This is a genomic window from Citrobacter sp. RHBSTW-00570, from assembly GCF_013739755.1.
In the GTDB taxonomy this organism is placed as follows: domain Bacteria; phylum Pseudomonadota; class Gammaproteobacteria; order Enterobacterales; family Enterobacteriaceae; genus Citrobacter; species Citrobacter braakii.
Genome location: NZ_CP056399.1, coordinates 2,472,053 through 2,489,595, shown reverse-complemented (window position 1 = coordinate 2,489,595; position 17,543 = coordinate 2,472,053). Strand labels below are relative to the sequence as shown.

Here is a 17,543-nt window from a genome sequence, read left to right as displayed (position 1 = left end):
TTAGCTTTTACGCTTTGGCAACGTTTTCAGCAGTTCTTCAGGGCTGACGGAAGCCACCACGCTGCCCGGCAACGGCATCTTCAGAATGTGATGTTTCATCTTGCCGATCACGTGCATTTCGCACGGTCGGCAATCAAATTTCAGCGTCAGGACCTCATCGCCATTAACCAGCTGCATCGGCGTGGCTTTCCAGCTTTTGATATTTCCTTTCGCCTGTTTCGGACACAGGTTAAACGCAAAACGCAGGCAATGTTTGGTGATCATCACCGGCACATCGCCCTTTTCTTCATGCGCCTCATAGGCGGCATCAATCAACTGCACGCCATAACGGTGATAAAACTCTCGCGCTTTATGGTTGTAGACGTTAGCCAGAAAACTCAGATGCGTTTGCGGGTAAACCGGCGCCGGCTGGGCAACCGGTTTACGGCGACCGCGCTGATAGTTTTGCAAACGAGCTGCATCCAGCATGTCGACCGCTTCACGTCGCAGCTGATTCAGTTGACCGTTAGGCACGAACAATGCTCCCGGCAGATTCACCTGAATATTACGGGCGTAATACAGCGTTTGTCCCAGTTTTGCCAGGCCATCCTGCAGGTTGCTCAACGCTTTTTCTGCATTGTTCGCTTCCTCAAACTGGCCGTCCAGCGTATGGGTGATACTCACCCCCTCCTCACTGGTGAGCGTCAGGATCAACTGTTCCTGCCAGCCGCCCAGCTCAATATCGACCGCGACGCGGCGTTCGCTGGAGGTTTTGGTCAACGCTTGCTGCCAGTTATGATCGAGATTGCGGTTCAGCGGATGGTTGGCGCGCACTTTGTGCAGATCGGCGGGCATTTCATTCGGCCACACCCGATAACGATTGTGCCCCGTTTTTTCAACGGTGTTGGCGCGAAATCCGACGACCTCACGCTTGATTAACACGTTCAGACCATCCCCGTTGGCCAGCGGTTCTGTTACCTCAACATCGAGATGATCTTTTGCCACCTTCAGGACTTCGCCAACCGGCAGACCGATGAACTTTGGTGAGTCGAATGCGCCGATATCCCCTTTACGGGCATTCACAAAATAATCGGTGCTGCCGCGATGGAAGGTCTTTTCCGTGGATGGAGTAAAGAAATGTTCGGTACGCCCGGCTGAAGAACGGGCAAGATCGCCGCGCTCTTCAATAATGGCGTCCAGCATCTGACGATAATGCGCGGTAATATTCTTCACATAGCTCATGTCTTTATAGCGCCCTTCAATTTTGAAGGAGCGCACGCCTGCGTCAATCAACGCGCCGAGGTTGGCGGTCTGATCGTTATCTTTCATCGACAGCAGATGTTTTTCATAGGACACCACGCGCCCCTGATCGTCTTTCAGGGTATACGGCAGGCGACAAGCCTGAGAACAGTCACCGCGGTTAGCGCTACGTCCGGTTTGCGCATGTGAAATATAACACTGGCCTGAATAGGCGACGCACAGCGCACCGTGAATGAAAAATTCAATAGTCGCATCCGTAGCCTGATGAATGGCGTTTATCTGCTCAAGGCTCAGTTCGCGTGCGAGGACAATTTGGGTGAATCCGACGTCAGAAAGAAACTTCGCCTTCTCGACGCTGCGAATATCACATTGGGTGCTGGCGTGCAGCTCAATGGGAGGAATATCCAGCTCCAGAATCCCCATATCCTGCACAATCAGGGCGTCAACGCCGGTCTGATACAGATCGGTAATTAATCGCTGTGCGGGCTCCAGCTCATCATCATGCAAGATTGTATTCAGCGTCACAAAGATTTTCGCCCCGTAACGATGCGCAAACGGCACCAGTTCGGCGATATCTTTCAGGCTGTTACTGGCGTTATGACGCGCACCAAAACCCGGTCCGCCAATGTAAACGGCGTCAGCGCCGTGCAAAATGGCTTCACGTGCAATGGCGGTATCCCGGGCCGGGCTTAACAATTCAAGGTGATGAGGCTGCTGACGCATACAGTTGTTACCATCCACAAGTGGTAAAAATGGCGGCTATTGTAGTCACAAGCGCGGCTTTTCGGAATAGTTTTCCCGATTAACCGCGCGGGTAATGGATCAGGGAATGAAAGTGAACCGTTTGTTCGCTACTGTTACGGTAGCTATGCGCCCTGTCTCCCGCAAAACGCACCCCCTCGCCGGATTTCATGGTGCGCCACTGCCCCTCAATACACATATCCAGCAGCCCATTTATCACCACCACGTGCTCTATAACGCCGGTTTCATGCGGAGTCGATTCACTGAGTGCGCCAGGTGCCAGCTGTATCGAAAAATGATCGAAGCACAGCTGTGGGTCCCACGGAAACAATGGCGTAACGACCATCGCCTGCTGCTGGGGATCGAATGTTGGCGCGCCGTCTGACTCTGGCGGTGAAATAAACGTCGAGAATGGCACGTTCAGTCCGGTGGCAATTTTCCACAATGTCGCCACCGTTGGGCTGGATTCGTTGCGCTCAATCTGCCCCAACATGGCTTTTGACACGCCGGTTTCCTCCGCCAAACGTGACAGGCTCCATTCCCGCTGGTGACGTAGCGTGCGAAGCGTTGTGGCCAGATAGTGGGTTAAGTTTTCCATTTTTCGCCTTCCTGACTCTCCTTTCTCAAGGCTACAGCTTAGCACTTGTACGCTATAACGCACAGTGCTACATTGATTGACCGTTATAACGCACATGGAGTGACTATGCGCGCATTTTCCATCCCACTGCCCACCGTATTATCGGGTTTTGTGGCTGTCCTGGTCGGTTACGCCAGCTCGGCTGCCATTATCTGGCAAGCGGCCCTGGCCGCAGGTGCGACCACAGATCAAATCGCGGGCTGGATGACCGCACTGGGGATTGCAATGGGCGTCAGTACGCTGGCGCTGACGTTATGGTATCGCGCTCCTGTGCTCACGGCCTGGTCAACACCTGGCGCCGCGCTGCTGGTTACGGGTCTGCACGGGGTATCGATTCAGGATGCTATCGGCGTTTTTATCGTAGCTAACGCGTTGATTGTGCTGTGCGGCATAACCGGATTGTTTGCCCGTCTGATGAAAATAATCCCTCACTCACTGGCATCAGCCATGCTGGCCGGGATCCTGCTGCGCTTTGGTCTGCAGGCCTTTAATAGCCTCAACAGTGAGCTTATTTTGTGCGGTAGTATGCTGGTGGCATGGCTGGTATTTAAAGTCACAGCCCCACGGTACGCGACGATCGCCGCGATGCTGGCGGGTATCGCTATCGCGCTAATAAAAGGTGACATTGTCACAAACGGAGTGGATTTGTCGCCGGTCATGCCTGCGTTTATAGCCCCACACTTTTCATTTGCCCACAGTATCAGCATTGCGCTACCGCTGTTTCTGGTTACCATGGCTTCGCAAAATGCCCCAGGTATTGCCACTATGAATGCGTCGGGCTATTCATTACCCGTTTCACCGCTCATTATCTTTACCGGCCTGCTGGCGCTGATTTTTTCGCCGTTTGGTGTCTACTCCATCTGCATTGCCGCCATAACCGCCGCAATTTGCCAAAGTCCCGAAGCGCATCCAGATGCCAAACGACGCTGGCTCGCCGCCGCCGCGGCTGGCGTCTTCTATCTTCTGGCAGGGGTGTTTGGCGGTTCAGTCACAGGACTAATGGCGGCACTGCCCGTAAGCTGGATCCAGATGCTGGCCGGTCTGGCCTTGCTCGGGACAATTAGCGGTAGTTTGTATCAGGCGTTGCATAATGAAGCGGAACGCGACGCAGCCATCGTTACGTTTTTGGTCACGGCCAGCGGCCTGACGTTATTGGGGATTGGATCTGCATTCTGGGGGCTGGTCGTCGGCGGTATCTGCTACGCCGTGTTGACGTTATTTCGCCGCACGTAGCTGCGTTGGCGTTTTACCGGTTACCTGTTTAAACCGGTTACTAAAATGGCTTGCCGAACTGAATCCGCAGGTCATCGCAATATCTGACAAACTGCGTGAAGTGTAACAAACCAGATGCTGTGCCAGCGCCATACGACGTTGCATCACGTACTGATGCGGTGCCATATTCATCGACTGGCGAAACATTCTGGCAAAATGGAATTCGCTAAGCGCCGCCTCGCTAGCCAGATCGTTCAGGGTGATTGGGTACGCCAGATGCGCGTCAATATAGGCCAGCACGTTACGCAAGGTGACGGGCGCGAGTCCCCCGGTGACGGTGGGCAGTCGCCATTGGACGTTGCTGTAATGCTGGATCAGATGCGTTAACAGTAGCGAAGATGCCGCGCTGAGCGTGAGGTGATTGGCCGGTTGCTGCCAGTCGTTATCAAGCAGAAACTGACGGTAAACCGCCGTGATCCCCGGGTCACTGCCAAACGTGTGCTCGTCCAGCGTGAAGCTATAGGGGCTTTTATCCCAGACTTTTTCACCCACTTCGCGCAGATGTTCGTCGGTACAATAGAGATGAACAAAGGAGAGATCGTCGCGGATATCCCAACTTGATTCGCTCTCTTTCGGCATCAGGCAAAAACGGTCCGGTCCGCCGCCATTCTTCCAGCCCCCCGCCGTTTTGTGATAACTCTCGTAGCCATCCGCGATATATAAACTGAGCGTATGGTGATCGCAATACTGGGTGATGGTATCGCGCTTGTTTGACCAGGCCGCCAGTTGGATCCCTGAATGTAACGCAACCGATTCATGCAGCACGGCATTATGTTTGCGTAAGTTTTCAAAGGCATCGTAGGGCTGAGGCATACCATCACATTCAAAATAAGTTAGCAGGCTTTCAGTCTATAACAGCCACATATTGTTAACAGCTTCCTTTTCGCTTTTACGCTAAAAAAGCGCAAGATTTTGCAAGTCCGCCGCAAACCGATGAAAGCCTCCTGCCGCCAGACATGACACAGTGTGAACCTGAATCCAAAAAAGAGAGAGTTGTATGAACGCACTGTTGTACTGCCTGGTGGTGGTAATTTGGGGAACGACATGGATTGCGATTTATTTGCAGCAGGGCCCGGTTTCTGCGCCGGTTTCTATCTTTTGGCGCTTCGCCGTTGCCAGTTCGCTGATGATAGTGATCCTGCTGGTTAGCGGTAAATTACGCAAACTGTCTGGTCGCGATCATCTGTTTTGTCTGTTACAGGGTGGATGCGTTTTTTGCTTCAACTTCTGGTGTTTTTATACGGCTGCGGCCTGGATTAATACCGGCCTGGAGTCGGTGATTTTCTCAATGGCCGTCCTGTTCAATGCGGTCAATAGCTTCATCTTTTTTGGGCAAAAACCACCGCTGCGTTTCTATATCGCAGCCGGTCTTGGACTGACGGGCATTGTGACTCTTTTCTGGCAGGATTTGCTCAACAGCGGATTCAATCATTCCTTGCTGCCGGGTATCGGCTTAAGCGCCCTTGGAACCTTCGGTTTCTCATTGGGTAATATGATTAGCATGCGTCACCAGAAAAAAGGGCTGGAAGTGTTAACGACCAACAGTTGGGCCATGCTGTACGGCACGCTGTTGATCGCTGCCATTGCGCTGATGCGCGGGGACAATTTTACGCCACAGTGGACATTCAGCTATCTCAGCGCGCTATTATATCTGGCTATTTTTGGCTCAGTGATTGCTTTCGGCGCTTATTTCACACTGGTAGGGCGCATTGGTCCCAGTAGGGCGGCATACAGTACCCTGCTTTTCCCGCTGGTTGCGCTAACGCTGTCAACATTGTATGAAGGATACGTCTGGCAGGTTAACGCTATTGCCGGATTGGTGTTGATTTTACTGGGGAATATGGTGATGTTTGCCCGACCAGAAGTACTGATGGGTAAACTATTCTATCGACGCCGGGTGGCATAAAAAAAACGCACCATCCTGAGATGGTGCGTTGATTATTATTGTGGTTTTTTGTTCACATCAAACATGGTGGCATCCGTCGCCATGTCATCAATAACTTTCTTCAACGTTTCGAACGCCATCGGCGTGCTTTCGTTGCTCAGATCTTTACCTTCACCCTTACGTACAACTTTAATTACCGGTTTATTGGTCGCAGCATCAATCAACTCACCCTCGAAATAGAGGTTGGTATCCATGGTACGGTGACCCGTTGCCATTTGTGTTCCCGCAACGAGCAGCGCAACCGGGATCACTTCATAGAACTGCAGTCCTTCTTTGCTCGTTGCAACACCGGTAATCGCTCCGCGGAAAATCAGGCTACGTGGCCCAGGGGTAGTAACCAGGGGCTTACGCTTGCTGATGGCGGATTTCAACTGGGTATTGGTGTAGGTCAGCAGTTGATCAAGAACCTGCTGCCCTACCTGCGTGGTAGGTTTAGGAACCGGATAATACGTTACCGGGTTATATACAATGTTGTCATATTTGGATTCGTTGTAGCTCGGATCAACCCAACGGAGTACGGTTTGTCCCGATGCTGATTGTGTTTCCTTCAAATCAGAGTAATTTTTTAAAAACCCAGAATATTTATCCGGCGCAGTCACTTTTGACGCACAGCCGGATAATGCCAACAAGCCAGTAAGCACTGCAACTTTAAATAAAGTTTGAGTACGCATGAAACGATCCCTTTAGTTTTCGCAATGATGCTTAAAAAGGATAGCAAAACCGTTTCATTTTGGATGTACTAAAAATGGTAAACACCGCACAATTTTCTCTCTACGCCCGGCACAAAAAATGCTGAGCGCAGAAAGAGTTAACCCAAGCGGGAGGTTCAGGCAGTTTTGCGTGCCAGCATTGTGGCAAAGCGCAGTTTAATTCGATTACCGTTTTCATCCGTACGATGAAGTTCACCCACGTCTTCGTTATATTTCAGCAGATCCCATCCGCTGTAATAATTGCGCAATTCTCCGGTTTTAAACGCGAACGGGAAACCCACGGTACACGGAAAATCATCGGTATCCATCGCCGCGACGATTAAGTTATATCCGCCCGGTTTAGTGCACCGCTGCATATTTTCAATAAGGCCAGGGATAGTTTTGGCTTCAAGGAACATCAGCACAACGGTAGAAAGAATAAAATCATATTCGCCATCAAAGCGTAATGAGTTGAGATCCGCGACGTTCGCGTGCAGATTGGTCAGCCCTTCCGCCGCTTTGATACGCTCAAGGTTAGCGATGCTCATGGGATTTTTATCTAATGCTGTCACGTCATAACCGTTTGCCGCAAGGTACAGGCTGTTACGACCGTTACCGCAGCCCAGGTCTAACGTTTTACCTGGCTTAACAATTTTTGCCGCTTCAACAACATCGGAATGCGTACGAGTTAAATCGTATTTCTCAGTAAAGTAGTTTTCGTCGCAAAGGGTCATTATTTATCCTCAGATTTCAGTAATGCAGCACGCTCCGTGCGGATGAGCAGTTTCCCCTGCATCAGCAATGCAAACGTACGTACCAGTAATAATGCAATGATAAAATTGGTAAAAATAAACAGTGGGATCGCCAGCGTATGAAAAAATCCTGACTCGCTACCGTGGCCCAGATGCAGCCCTGTTGTCGCCAGAGCCGACACGCCAAACGAGAAGCTCCAGAAAGACGCATTAAATGGCTGTGACAAATACCACGGCATGAGCCGTAGCATGAACAAAAGTTGCAGGAGACCATAGCCGAACAGCATTTTGGCTAACGTATCGCCCTCGCCGCCGTTGACGCTAAGCCAGGCGCTGCAGGCGACCAGCGCAGGCGCCAGTTGAATGCCAAGTGAAGTACGTAATACCGCAGGCAACTCGCCGCAGCTACGTAAACGTTGCAGAATCACCGGCTCCAGGCTGAGCCAGGAAAAAACCCCGGCGCCTAAAAACACCAATCCTGCGTCGTTGAAACCCAGTGCGCCACAGGCCATTGCACTGATAAAGTTATTGGCGACGGTCGGCAGATACAGACCCGGCGTGGTGGCTTCCTCTGGATGCGATCCACGCCACAACCCTGCCGTTTGCCAGGCGGCGTAGGCCAGCTGTATCACCACGCCAATGCTGAACAACCCAATCGCCAGCGGTCGATACCACGGGACAAAACCAATCGCGACCAGCATCGTTGTGGCCGGAAACAGACTGACAAAGCTGCTCATCACCGGGTGACGAATTTCCGCCAATACGCTATGCGGAAAACGCAGTAAACGGCTCAGAAAAGCCAGCGTCAGCAGCCCCCAAATGACCATTGCGAGGATCACTAAACCGTCGCCAATCAAGTGACTCACTGGCCACACCTGACTGGCATAACGCCACGCAAACCCCATCCCAATGATGCCCAGTACCATGCCAAAATAACCGGCCGGAAGATTGAGGACCCGCTCACTCTGCTTGTTCTTACTCATTTTGTTTATTTTTTAAAGTATATTTGAAATGCATTTTATGGAATTTCCGCTGATTTAGCCAGTGCGGAAAACTTTGCTACGTTTAACTAAGGTGCGCAACATGGAAATGAGCTATGACCAAATATCGTCTCAGCGATGAGTCTCGATCCTTTAGTTACCAGGATAATGGCAATAAAAAAAGCGTATTACTACGCCAAATCATTGCGCTCACTGATTTTAATGATGTCCAGGCCGGCACGCCCGGTGGCTGGATCGACAATGAAAGCGTGCTGTCACAAAGCGGTGATTGCTGGATTTACGATGAAAACGCGCTCGCATTTTCCGGCGCGACGATTACAGGAAACGCCCGCATTACTCAGGCAAGCGTGGTCAGAGATGGCGCGCAAATTAGCGATGACGTGTGGATTGACCGGGCTGAAATCAGTCATAACGCGCAAATACGTGACAACGTCACCATTCAGGATTCTGTGGTTCGCGGCGAGTGCCTTCTCTTTGGTGATGCGCGCGTGATGTGTGACTCTGAAATCATCGCCGCCAGGGGGCTAACCCGTGAAAACGACCAGCTCCTGCAAATTTATGATCGGGCTTTTGTCAGCCACTCACGAGTGGTGCATCAGGCGCAGATCTATGGCGATGCGAAAATCAACTATGCCTTTATTGAACATCGGGCGGAAGTTTTTGATTTCGCACAGGTGGAAGGTAATGAAGAGAACAATGTCTGGATCTGCGATTGCGCCAAAGTCTATGGATATGCGCGCGTCATCGCCGGGAGCGAAGAAGATGCCATACCTACCCTACGCTACAGCTCGCAGGTGGCGGAGCACGCGGTAGTTGAAGGTAACTGCGTGCTGAAACACCACGTGCTGGTCGGCGGTCATGCGCAATTACGCGGTGGACCGCTCCAGTTAGACGACCACATCCTGATTGAAGGCCACGTCTGCGTGCTGGGCGAAGTGCTGATCGAGCATCACATTGAGATAGCCGGTCAGGCGCATATCCAGGCGTTTGATGGCGATACCATTCACCTACGCGGACCGAAAGTGATTAACGGTGAACAGCGCATTACGCGCACGCCTATCGCAGGTTTATTCTGAAGAGCCATCAATGATGCGGGCGTAGAGATTCACATCATAGTAATCACCATTAAGGAATTCCGCCTGTTGCATACATCCTTCCAGTTGGAAGCCATTACGTAGCGCCACCTGGTTACTCTCAACGTTTTCTACGCGACATTTAATCACGAAGCGGCGAATCTCCTGACGCTGCGCATAATGATGAATTAAGGCCTGTAGCGCCTGGGACATGATGCCTTTACCCTGATGCTCCTCATCTAGCCAGTAGCCGATATAAGCCGCTTTGTTCAGCGGTTCTATCTGGTTAAACGAGATAACCCCGACCACATTTTCTTGCGCAAAAATCAGGAACATTTTGGCGTAACCGCGCTGGTGTAACATCATATTGCCCTGCACATTCTTGCGGGTGTCCTCCTCAGAGGCAACAAACTGCGGCCAGTTCAGCGACTGCTGGAGCCAGCTTTTATTTTTAAGCACCAAGTGATGCAAAGGCGTGACGTGTTGCTCTTCTACGGCACGCAGTTCCAGCGTGTCATTGATGGTAATCACTTCTGACATTTTCATTCCATTATGATGGTTAAGCAGGCCACCCTGCTCATCAAATAAAAACAGGAAGGGCTCCCTTTTGGAAGCCCTTTTACACAGCAAGCGCCGTTTTACTTAGCTCTCACTGACACTCTCTTTTTGCAATATTTTGAGCAGATCTTCCTTCAGGTGGAGTTTCTGTTTCTTAAGGCGAACAATGTCCAAACTATACCCCCGACCATCCGAACCTTCCAGTCTGGAGATCTCATGATCAAGGCTGTTGTGTTTTTCGAATAAGGACAGAAAGCGAGGGTTCTCGGATTTCAGTCGGGAAATAAGGTCTCTATATTCTGGAAACATACTTTCTCCCTGTTAGTGGAAAAGAACGTGTATAAGAAATACACACCTCCAGAGTACCCACTTGACTTACAGAAAAATGCGAACGGGATCGAGTAAATAGTGTACAGAATGGTTGTGAAGAGGATTACGGATACGGCTCCCCATTCGGAGAGCCGTAAAGGGAGTGATTAACGCATCTCGCGGTCGTCAACGTACTGACGTTTATCCGGCGCTGGCGGGAAGTACTGATACAGCCAGGTTTCACTGATGGCGTCGCCCTGACAACGCAGGAACATACGCATATCTACCGGATCGGTTGAGTCAGAGGTCGGATACCAGTCAAACTGAATGCGATAACCGTCGATAGGTTCCACGTAAAGGATCTCAATCTGTTTCGCTTCACCGCTGGAGAGCGTAATCACCGGTTCAATACCCTTCGGCGCGGCGGCTTTTAGATCGCCACCAACGAAATCAACAGCAAAACGTCGCGCCCATTTTTCCGGGTAGTGCTCGCCCGGCGCCCATCCTTCCGGGAAGCCGCCCATGCCTGTTCGGGTCGCCATCACGCGAGCCAGCGGTGAACGCACCGGCGGCTGAGCACTCCAGTACAGGCGATATTTGAATTCCAGATCATCGCCCGCTTTGATCGACCTTTCAGGCTGCCAGAAGCAGACGACGTTATCCAGCGTTTCGCCGGTCGTCGGGATCTCCATCAGGCCGATAGTCCCCTTGCCCCACTGGTTACGCGGTTCGACCCACAGGCTCGGACGCTTGTTGTACCAACCCATGATATCCTGGTAATGGGAGAAGTCGCGATCGAGCTGCAGCAAGCCAAACCCTTTCGGGTTGTTATCGGTATAGGCGTTGAACTGCAGTTTTTGCGGGTTATTCAGCGGGCGGCAGATCCACTCGCCATTGCCCCGCCACATCGCCAGACGGTCGGAATCATGAATTTGCGGGTGTATGGTGTCACACATCCGACGTTCGTTGTTGCCGCAGCTAAACATGCTGGTCATCGGTGCAATACCGAGCTGCTTGATGTCTTTGCGCGCATAGATGTGGTTTTGTACATCCATGATCACCTGCGTTTTCTCGCAGTGGATCACGAACTTAAATGCGCCGGTTACGCTGGGGCTGTCGAGAAGCGCATACACGGTAAAGGAGGTTGCGCCCGGTTTGACCGTTTCGAACCAGAAAGAGGTGAAATCAGGAAACTCTTCTTTGCTGTCGGTGTAGGTATCTACCGCCAGACCGCGGGCCGATAAACCGTACTGATAGGTGTCATCCACGGCGCGGAAATAGCTGGCGCCCAGGAACGAAACGATATCGCGACGGGCTAATTCTGGCGCTTTAAACACGCGGAACCCGGCGAACCCGAGGTCAGTCTGCCCTTCCAACTGTTTGGTATCCACACCCGCATCATTGTATTTAAACAGTTCCGGACGGAAGTGGATTTCGCGCGCCATATGCGTGCTGCCATCAACCGAGAACATGCGTACGCGGCGACGGAAGCCCATTCCCACGTGGAAGAACTGCGCATCAAGCTGACGATTTTCAACATTGTTCCACAGAGACTGCTCTGCGTCATATTGAATGCTGTTGTAGGCCTGAGGCGTCAGTTTGGCCAGCGTGTCAGGTAACGCGCGCGGTGCGCCGCCCCAGGGCTTCTGTGCTAAGTCATGGGCCATCGATTGCAGAACGGAAAAATCAAAACGTACGGTTTTTCCGTCTGCAATGTCAGACTCTGCCGCAAAGGCGGCGCTGGAAAAGAGTGATGCAATACCACTGGTTCCGCACACGGCGGCCATTGCCATTGAACCTTTAATAAATCGTCTGCGATTCATGCCTGAAAGTAAGTCCTTCTGGTCGTGTAAATGGTCCCGCGCCGGCCATAATCAGCGGCAAGAGAGTGCACATTTCTGACCGCTCACTCTAGACAAAATTCATTAATAATCCAATTGTTGGTCGCCGATTATCTGTACAAAATCGAAAATATTTTATGTCGATGGGAACAGACCGAATCCCATGTAAATTCAATTAAAGTAAACCACACCGCCGTTTACTTCGATCTTGCGCCTCCTGATACAGCGCAAACTCATCATAAACCGCACACCCCAGCGCCTGTTCAAACGCGTCGCGGCTGGAATTACCGTGGCTACGGGCCTGAGTTTCATTCCCCAGATTAGACTGGAAAATCCCCGCGGCGCTCACCGGTAAAAAATCTTCGTAGGTAATGGGCTGAGCAACCAGCCAGCCCCGCTCAATGAGCGGTTGCGGGTCGTCATCCGGGCGAATCGCCTGTCGATGCGCCTCGCCCGACGGCGTCAGCCGGTAGCGGAACCAGGCAAGTCCCTGCTGGCGCAGCAGAAATTCGCTGTCCGGGAATGCTTTGAACACCTCCTGCAAATGCAGCTGATGTGTCAGGTTGTCTTTTCCCGTTCCCGCTTTATTCAGCAATTCGTCGTATAATGCTCTGCCTTTCGGCGTCAGGGCCACGCCGCGCTGTTCGATTTCACCAAAACGCGCCGTGTGAGTGCCACGCATTTCACCGGCAAATAACACCGGCTCTTCCAGCGCTTTAAAACTGGTCTGACGCAATAAAATGGGCACCTCGCGGCGCGGTGGCCCTTCAATCAGTATTTTGGGTTCAATGCCGCACTCCGGCATCATCGACTGAACCCGGTCGATATCCAGCGTACGCGGCGTCAGATGGTTGATATGACACCCAGGGAAACACACCACATCAGCAATCAGCCGGTGCTCATTGTGCAATGCGTGATAGGTCGCCTCATCGACCGTGGCATGCTGATGCCAGCGGAAAGTTTCCAGCGCTTCTTGCACAAACTCCTGCGCCTGCTCAGGCGTAAAACTGCCCTGCACATCAAACTCATCCAGCAGTTCGTGACAACGACGGGTGAAAATATCGCGTTTCGCGAGGATCTCCGCGGCTTTTTGCCGTAGCGCGGCGTTTTCGATTAATTCGAGCCGCAATAACGAGGTGAATACCCGAAACGGGTTGCGCGAAAGCGACGCATCGTCAATGGGACGAAACGCGGTGGAATGCACGGGAACACCGGCCTGGGAGAGATCGTAATAACTCACCGGATACATGCCCATAATGGCAAACATCCGGCGTAGCGTAGAAAGCTCCTGCGCAGTGCCCACCCGAATGGCGCCGTGGCGCTCAACGTTTAGCCGGGCCAGCTCATCTGCATTCGCCAGTTTTTCATGCAGCGTAGGATTATTTTCCAGTACCGCCAGATTCACATCAGCGACAAGTTCCAGCAACGTGCCATATTGCGGGACTTCCTGCTGGTACATTGCTGACATTGCCTGCGAAAATTGTTCCCGAATCTCATCTGCCGTGATGGTGTTCGCCATAATGTCATGCCTCCAGTGAATATTACCTGGAGTGTAGAAAACGCCGCTGACTCCGGTGGGAAGAATTTACAAAGTGTGACCCCGCGTAAATTTCCCACCCCTACAGACAGTGAACAGAACCTACTGGCGTGGTTTTAAATGACTTTCCAGCCAGGGCAACATCTGTTTTTTACGGCTGAGCATCCCCTCCACCTTACAGGGCTGCGGGATGTCTGACAGCGCTGGGCCGGCAAACCACAGGCTGGTGTCGCCCAGATTAATATCGGTGAGCATCAGTACAACCAGCGCGGCATTCTTTTCCTCAGCATAGCGCGCCATTTCCAGACGGAGATCGTCCAGCACCGCATCCACCTGTTGCAGCGCATACAGTTCAAGCTGCGCCACACAGACCGAATGTCCATGAATGGTGAAGGTTTTAATGTCTTTCTGCAGAAGCTCGCGAGCGCTCATGCCTTCCACGCTTGTTTTAGCAGACAGCAGGTCGCGACTAAACGCCTCGAGATCCACACCGGTTTTTTGGGCCAGGGCCTCCACCGCCAGGCGATCGTCAGAGGTGGTCGTTGGTGAGCGAAGCGTGACAGTGTCACTCAATGCGGCACCCAGCAATAAAACAGCCTCAGCGGCAGACAACTGGCTGCGCTCCTCTTCCGTCATCAGTTGCCATAACAGCGTCGCGCTACTGCCGACTGGCTTCACCCATACTTCAGGTGGCAGACGAGTGACTAATCCACCGAGTCGGTGATGATCGATAATTCCCACGACGTTACTTTCTGCCAGCGATGCCGGCCCCTGGGCAGGCTCGGTGAAATCGACCAGCCACACATCACGATTGGTCAGTTCAAACGTCAGCCGTTCGGGCATCGTCAGTCCCGCATGCTCAAAGATAAATTGCGTTTCGCGGTTAGGTTCGCCCAGACGCCATGCCGTCGCCTGCTGGCCACGTAAAGTAAGCCAACGCGCCGTCATGGCGGCGGTACAAATGGCATCGCTATCGGGGTTAAGGTGCCCTATTACATCTATCATTAATCAGTACCTTGTGAAGATAATGGTTCAAAAGCAAACAATAACGAAAGTATATCGACTGGACGGATTCTCTTCCATGATCCCACCACCCGGTGACGCTGTACAAAACATAAGCAAAATAAATCAGTTGTAAGTAAAATAGGATAAATGTTAATAATATTTTGCTATCAAGTTATCAAAATCGAACAACTTCACTTGTCACCGATACGACTCTGTTTTTAACATCGCTTATGGAAAAAAATGTTCTGTTCAATCAGCGCATTCGCTTGCGCCACCTTCATACTTTTGTCGCCGTTGCACAGCAGGGAACGTTGGGCCGCGCGGCTGAGACCCTTAACCTGAGCCAACCAGCCCTCTCCAAAACGCTGAATGAACTGGAGCAACTGACCGGTACCCGGCTCTTTGAGCGTGGTCGCCTTGGCGCACAATTAACGCTGCCCGGAGAACAGTTTCTTACCCACGCAGTCAGAGTGCTGGATGCGCTCAACACCGCCGGACAAGCCTTAAACCAGCGCGAAGAGTCACAGACGGATGTTGTACGGATTGGCGCCTTACCCACCGCGGCCCTGGGCATTCTGCCGGCGGTCATTGGCCCGTTCCATAAGCAGCAAATGGAGACCACGCTGCAGGTTGCCACCATGAGTAATCCCATGATCCTGGCGGGTTTAAAGTCAGGGGAAATTGATCTCGGCATTGGCCGTATGGCCGATCCGGAATTGATGGTTGGTCTGAACTACGAGCTGTTATTTCTGGAATCGCTCAAACTGGTCGTGCGCCCTAACCATCCGTTGTTGCAGGAAACCATCACGCTGAGTCGGGTGATGGAGTGGCCGGTGGTGGTTTCACCAAAAGGAACCGCCCCTCGCCAGCACGCAGAGGCGTTGTTGCAAAGTCAGGGCTGCAAAATGCCGCCGGGCTGTATTGAAACGCTTTCAGCATCGCTCTCCCGCCAACTGACGGTCGATTACGACTATGTGTGGTTTGTCCCTTCAGGCGCGGTTAGAGAAGATTTACGCCAGGCGACGCTGGTGTCGTTGCCGATACCCACCCACGGTGCGGGTGAACCCATCGGCATTCTTACCCGTGTCGATGTGCAGCTCTCTCAGGCCGCGCAGATCCTGATCGCCGCAATACGCAAAACCGTGCCGTTTTGATGCCTAAAATTAAGGGACCATCAGGTCCCTTAATTGATTTTATTGTTAAAACGTTTCCCAGTTATCGCCACTGGCAGTTGCCGCCTGCGGGCGTGAATGGTCAGGCTTTGTCGTCACAGGAACGCGTTTAATAGCACTTGTCCCTGTTAAACGGAATGTGCCAACAGCTTCCGTTAAGCGCGCCGCCTGCTCTTCCAGCGATGCCGCAGCGGCAGAGGCTTCTTCAACCAGCGAGGCATTTTGCTGCGTTACCTTATCCATTTCTGAAATTGCCTGACTCACCTGGACGATACCCCGGCTCTGCTCATCAGAGGCCGCTGCAATTTCCAGCATAATGTCGGTGACGCGTTTTACCGCATCGACAATATCCGTCATCGTATTGCCCGCTGCGACCACTTCTCCGGAACCCTGGTCAATCAGTCGGACTGATTCGCTGATCAATCCCTCAATCTCTTTTGCCGCCTGAGCGCTGCGGCTTGCCAATGTGCGCACCTCACTGGCAACCACGGCAAACCCACGGCCCTGCTCTCCTGCCCGCGCTGCTTCAACCGCTGCGTTCAGCGCCAGAATATTGGTCTGGAAAGCAATGCTGTTAATAACGGCTGTGATTTCGGAGATTTTCTTCGAACTCGTTGAGATATTGCCCATGGTTTTGACCACGCCAGAAACCATCTGACCGCCCCGACTGGCCTTGCCGGAGGCATCTTCTGCCAGCTTGCTCGCATGATGCGCGTTGTCGGCGTTTTGCTTCACCGTCGCCGTCAACTCTTCCATGCTGGCCGCCGTTTGTTCAATCGCCGCAGCCTGTTGTTCGGTACGTGAAGACAGATCGGTGTTCCCCGCCGAAATCTCACTGGTACCGCGATAAATCTCTTCCGCGCCCTGACGCACCGTGCCTACCGTTGTCCCCAGCGAACGTTGCATTGTTTGCAGATGGCGGCTCAGGCGACCAATTTCGCTGCGCCCGGTCGGTTCCTCCGGCATGGTCAGATCCCCCGCTGAAATTTGCTCAATACGCTGGGCGGCACGCAACAGAGGATGAATGACGGTACGGCGCAGAACAATGAACGTCATCACGGTCAGCGCCAGCGCAAGAACGAATGCGCCCAGCATAAAAGCCATACCAAGCTGTGTACGCTGATGCGCCTGTTCGCTTAACTGATTCGCCCTGGTGGTACGAATGTCGATCGCCTTTAACAGCACCTTGTTGTACGCAGAGTCCAGCGGTCTGGCCTGTTCATTTTCATGGTTGATGATCGCTTCAAACATGCCGTTTTTAGCGTACTTCAGCATCGGCTGTAAGCCGTCGGTATAGGCTTTGAAGCTGGCGCTCAGTTCAGCGTCTAACGCTTCATCGGCAGACGTTTTTACCGCGCGTGACATATAAGCATTGAAACCGTCCTGCGATTGCTTAATCCGTTTTTCTGCCTCGGCGATATTGGCCTTCATGTCATCCATTTCGGCAATACGGCTCGCCGCGCCGGCGTGGATCATGTTGATACGCGCTGTACGCAAGTGGTTAGAGCTGTTAGATAACCCCATCCTGACCTGAATCTCATCGGTCACGTCGCGCTGATCGCGATCGGCCTGCATAAGAAAATAGCTTGCCAGCCCGGAACTTAAGGCGAACAGCAGAAGGATGCCACCGAGAATGGAGGAAAACAGCGGAACCAGCCGGATTTGATGCAGAAAGCCCAGTTTATGCTGGGCTTGCATCGATGTAGTGTTGTCCATGACCGTCGACTCTCTTGTAGGGTTTATGCGTGAAAACACGCCCGTTAGATAGTCAT

General features: G+C 52.4%; 16 protein-coding genes. 4 read left to right on the top strand and 12 right to left on the bottom strand.

Features of this window, described 5'->3' with window-relative positions; genetic code table 11:
* Nucleotides 1-1,962, bottom strand: coding sequence for a U32 family peptidase (locus HV237_RS11830; RefSeq protein WP_019076832.1), 1,962 nt, complete (start codon nucleotides 1,960-1,962; stop codon nucleotides 1-3).
* 79 nt (nucleotides 1,963-2,041) lie between these two features.
* Nucleotides 2,042-2,578, bottom strand: coding sequence for an XRE family transcriptional regulator (locus HV237_RS11825; protein WP_016153160.1), 537 nt, complete (start codon nucleotides 2,576-2,578; stop codon nucleotides 2,042-2,044).
* 105 nt (nucleotides 2,579-2,683) lie between these two features.
* On the opposite strand from HV237_RS11825, the gene HV237_RS11820 reads away from it, so the two are divergent.
* Complete coding sequence (locus HV237_RS11820) at nucleotides 2,684-3,850, top strand: benzoate/H(+) symporter BenE family transporter (protein WP_047358124.1); 1,167 nt, start codon at nucleotides 2,684-2,686, stop codon at nucleotides 3,848-3,850.
* On the opposite strand, the gene HV237_RS11815 is transcribed toward HV237_RS11820, so the two are convergent.
* A complete protein-coding gene (locus HV237_RS11815) occupies nucleotides 3,833-4,702 on the bottom strand; it encodes a helix-turn-helix domain-containing protein (RefSeq protein ID WP_046275602.1) in 870 nt (289 codons plus the stop codon). The genes HV237_RS11820 and HV237_RS11815 overlap by 18 nt on opposite strands.
* 184 nt (nucleotides 4,703-4,886) lie before the next feature.
* On the opposite strand from HV237_RS11815, the gene HV237_RS11810 reads away from it, so the two are divergent.
* Complete coding sequence (locus HV237_RS11810; protein ID WP_181541826.1) at nucleotides 4,887-5,795, top strand: DMT family transporter; 909 nt, start codon at nucleotides 4,887-4,889, stop codon at nucleotides 5,793-5,795.
* Between the two features lie 35 nt (nucleotides 5,796-5,830).
* On the opposite strand, the gene HV237_RS11805 is transcribed toward HV237_RS11810, so the two are convergent.
* The 3 genes from HV237_RS11805 to tehA form a co-directional block, all read right to left on the bottom strand.
* Nucleotides 5,831-6,505: a DUF3313 domain-containing protein gene (locus HV237_RS11805; protein WP_016156591.1), complete on the bottom strand. Its 675-nt coding sequence runs from the start codon at nucleotides 6,503-6,505 to the stop codon at nucleotides 5,831-5,833.
* 155 nt (nucleotides 6,506-6,660) lie between these two features.
* Complete coding sequence (gene tehB / locus HV237_RS11800) at nucleotides 6,661-7,257, bottom strand: tellurite resistance methyltransferase TehB (protein ID WP_047358123.1); 597 nt, start codon at nucleotides 7,255-7,257, stop codon at nucleotides 6,661-6,663.
* A complete protein-coding gene (gene tehA / locus HV237_RS11795) occupies nucleotides 7,257-8,258 on the bottom strand; it encodes a dicarboxylate transporter/tellurite-resistance protein TehA (protein ID WP_047358122.1) in 1,002 nt (333 codons plus the stop codon). Before tehA ends, tehB begins: the two co-directional genes overlap by 1 nt.
* Nucleotides 8,259-8,371: 113 nt before the next feature.
* On the opposite strand from tehA, the gene ydcK reads away from it, so the two are divergent.
* On the top strand, nucleotides 8,372-9,352 hold the full coding sequence (gene ydcK, locus HV237_RS11790; protein WP_047358121.1) for a YdcK family protein: 981 nt from the start codon (nucleotides 8,372-8,374) through the stop codon (nucleotides 9,350-9,352).
* Here the strand turns inward: ydcK and rimL are convergent.
* The 5 genes from rimL to HV237_RS11765 all read right to left on the bottom strand — a co-directional run bounded on the left by rimL (nucleotide 9,344) and on the right by HV237_RS11765 (nucleotide 14,599).
* The gene (rimL, locus tag HV237_RS11785; protein WP_047358120.1) at nucleotides 9,344-9,889 is read right to left on the bottom strand and encodes a 50S ribosomal protein L7/L12-serine acetyltransferase; all 546 of its coding nucleotides are present in this window, start codon (nucleotides 9,887-9,889) and stop codon (nucleotides 9,344-9,346) included. The two genes, ydcK and rimL, sit on opposite strands and share 9 nt — an antisense overlap.
* Nucleotides 9,890-9,991: 102 nt before the next feature.
* The gene (locus tag HV237_RS11780; protein WP_003833168.1) at nucleotides 9,992-10,216 is read right to left on the bottom strand and encodes a YdcH family protein; all 225 of its coding nucleotides are present in this window, start codon (nucleotides 10,214-10,216) and stop codon (nucleotides 9,992-9,994) included.
* A gap of 167 nt (nucleotides 10,217-10,383) precedes the next feature.
* On the bottom strand, nucleotides 10,384-12,039 hold the full coding sequence (locus HV237_RS11775) for a glucan biosynthesis protein (RefSeq protein WP_029139548.1): 1,656 nt from the start codon (nucleotides 12,037-12,039) through the stop codon (nucleotides 10,384-10,386).
* A 193-nt stretch (nucleotides 12,040-12,232) separates the two neighbouring features.
* Complete coding sequence (locus tag HV237_RS11770) at nucleotides 12,233-13,576, bottom strand: VOC family protein (RefSeq protein WP_016156596.1); 1,344 nt, start codon at nucleotides 13,574-13,576, stop codon at nucleotides 12,233-12,235.
* A 120-nt stretch (nucleotides 13,577-13,696) separates the two neighbouring features.
* Nucleotides 13,697-14,599 (bottom strand): manganese-dependent inorganic pyrophosphatase, encoded by a 903-nt coding sequence (locus HV237_RS11765; protein WP_047358119.1) that lies wholly within the window; start codon nucleotides 14,597-14,599, stop codon nucleotides 13,697-13,699.
* A gap of 230 nt (nucleotides 14,600-14,829) precedes the next feature.
* On the opposite strand from HV237_RS11765, the gene pcaQ reads away from it, so the two are divergent.
* Nucleotides 14,830-15,753 (top strand): pca operon transcription factor PcaQ, encoded by a 924-nt coding sequence (gene pcaQ / locus HV237_RS11760; protein WP_003020288.1) that lies wholly within the window; start codon nucleotides 14,830-14,832, stop codon nucleotides 15,751-15,753.
* A 45-nt stretch (nucleotides 15,754-15,798) separates the two neighbouring features.
* Here the strand turns inward: pcaQ and HV237_RS11755 are convergent, their stop codons facing one another.
* Complete coding sequence (locus HV237_RS11755) at nucleotides 15,799-17,487, bottom strand: methyl-accepting chemotaxis protein (protein ID WP_047358118.1); 1,689 nt, start codon at nucleotides 17,485-17,487, stop codon at nucleotides 15,799-15,801.
* Nucleotides 17,488-17,543 lie beyond the last annotated feature (56 nt).

What these genes read in the sequence shown, in the direction of transcription:
- HV237_RS11830 (WP_019076832.1), bottom strand. Translation starts at nt 1,962, where the DNA reads ATGCGTCAGCAGCCTCATCACCTTGAATTGTTAAGCCCGGCCCGGGAT.
- HV237_RS11825 (WP_016153160.1), bottom strand. Translation starts at nt 2,578, where the DNA reads ATGGAAAACTTAACCCACTATCTGGCCACAACGCTTCGCACGCTACGT.
- HV237_RS11820 (WP_047358124.1), top strand. Translation starts at nt 2,684, where the DNA reads ATGCGCGCATTTTCCATCCCACTGCCCACCGTATTATCGGGTTTTGTG.
- HV237_RS11815 (WP_046275602.1), bottom strand. Translation starts at nt 4,702, where the DNA reads ATGCCTCAGCCCTACGATGCCTTTGAAAACTTACGCAAACATAATGCC.
- HV237_RS11810 (WP_181541826.1), top strand. Translation starts at nt 4,887, where the DNA reads ATGAACGCACTGTTGTACTGCCTGGTGGTGGTAATTTGGGGAACGACA.
- HV237_RS11805 (WP_016156591.1), bottom strand. Translation starts at nt 6,505, where the DNA reads ATGCGTACTCAAACTTTATTTAAAGTTGCAGTGCTTACTGGCTTGTTG.
- tehB (WP_047358123.1), bottom strand. Translation starts at nt 7,257, where the DNA reads ATGACCCTTTGCGACGAAAACTACTTTACTGAGAAATACGATTTAACT.
- tehA (WP_047358122.1), bottom strand. Translation starts at nt 8,258, where the DNA reads ATGAGTAAGAACAAGCAGAGTGAGCGGGTCCTCAATCTTCCGGCCGGT.
- ydcK (WP_047358121.1), top strand. Translation starts at nt 8,372, where the DNA reads ATGACCAAATATCGTCTCAGCGATGAGTCTCGATCCTTTAGTTACCAG.
- rimL (WP_047358120.1), bottom strand. Translation starts at nt 9,889, where the DNA reads ATGTCAGAAGTGATTACCATCAATGACACGCTGGAACTGCGTGCCGTA.
- HV237_RS11780 (WP_003833168.1), bottom strand. Translation starts at nt 10,216, where the DNA reads ATGTTTCCAGAATATAGAGACCTTATTTCCCGACTGAAATCCGAGAAC.
- HV237_RS11775 (WP_029139548.1), bottom strand. Translation starts at nt 12,039, where the DNA reads ATGAATCGCAGACGATTTATTAAAGGTTCAATGGCAATGGCCGCCGTG.
- HV237_RS11770 (WP_016156596.1), bottom strand. Translation starts at nt 13,576, where the DNA reads ATGGCGAACACCATCACGGCAGATGAGATTCGGGAACAATTTTCGCAG.
- HV237_RS11765 (WP_047358119.1), bottom strand. Translation starts at nt 14,599, where the DNA reads ATGATAGATGTAATAGGGCACCTTAACCCCGATAGCGATGCCATTTGT.
- pcaQ (WP_003020288.1), top strand. Translation starts at nt 14,830, where the DNA reads ATGGAAAAAAATGTTCTGTTCAATCAGCGCATTCGCTTGCGCCACCTT.
- HV237_RS11755 (WP_047358118.1), bottom strand. Translation starts at nt 17,487, where the DNA reads ATGGACAACACTACATCGATGCAAGCCCAGCATAAACTGGGCTTTCTG.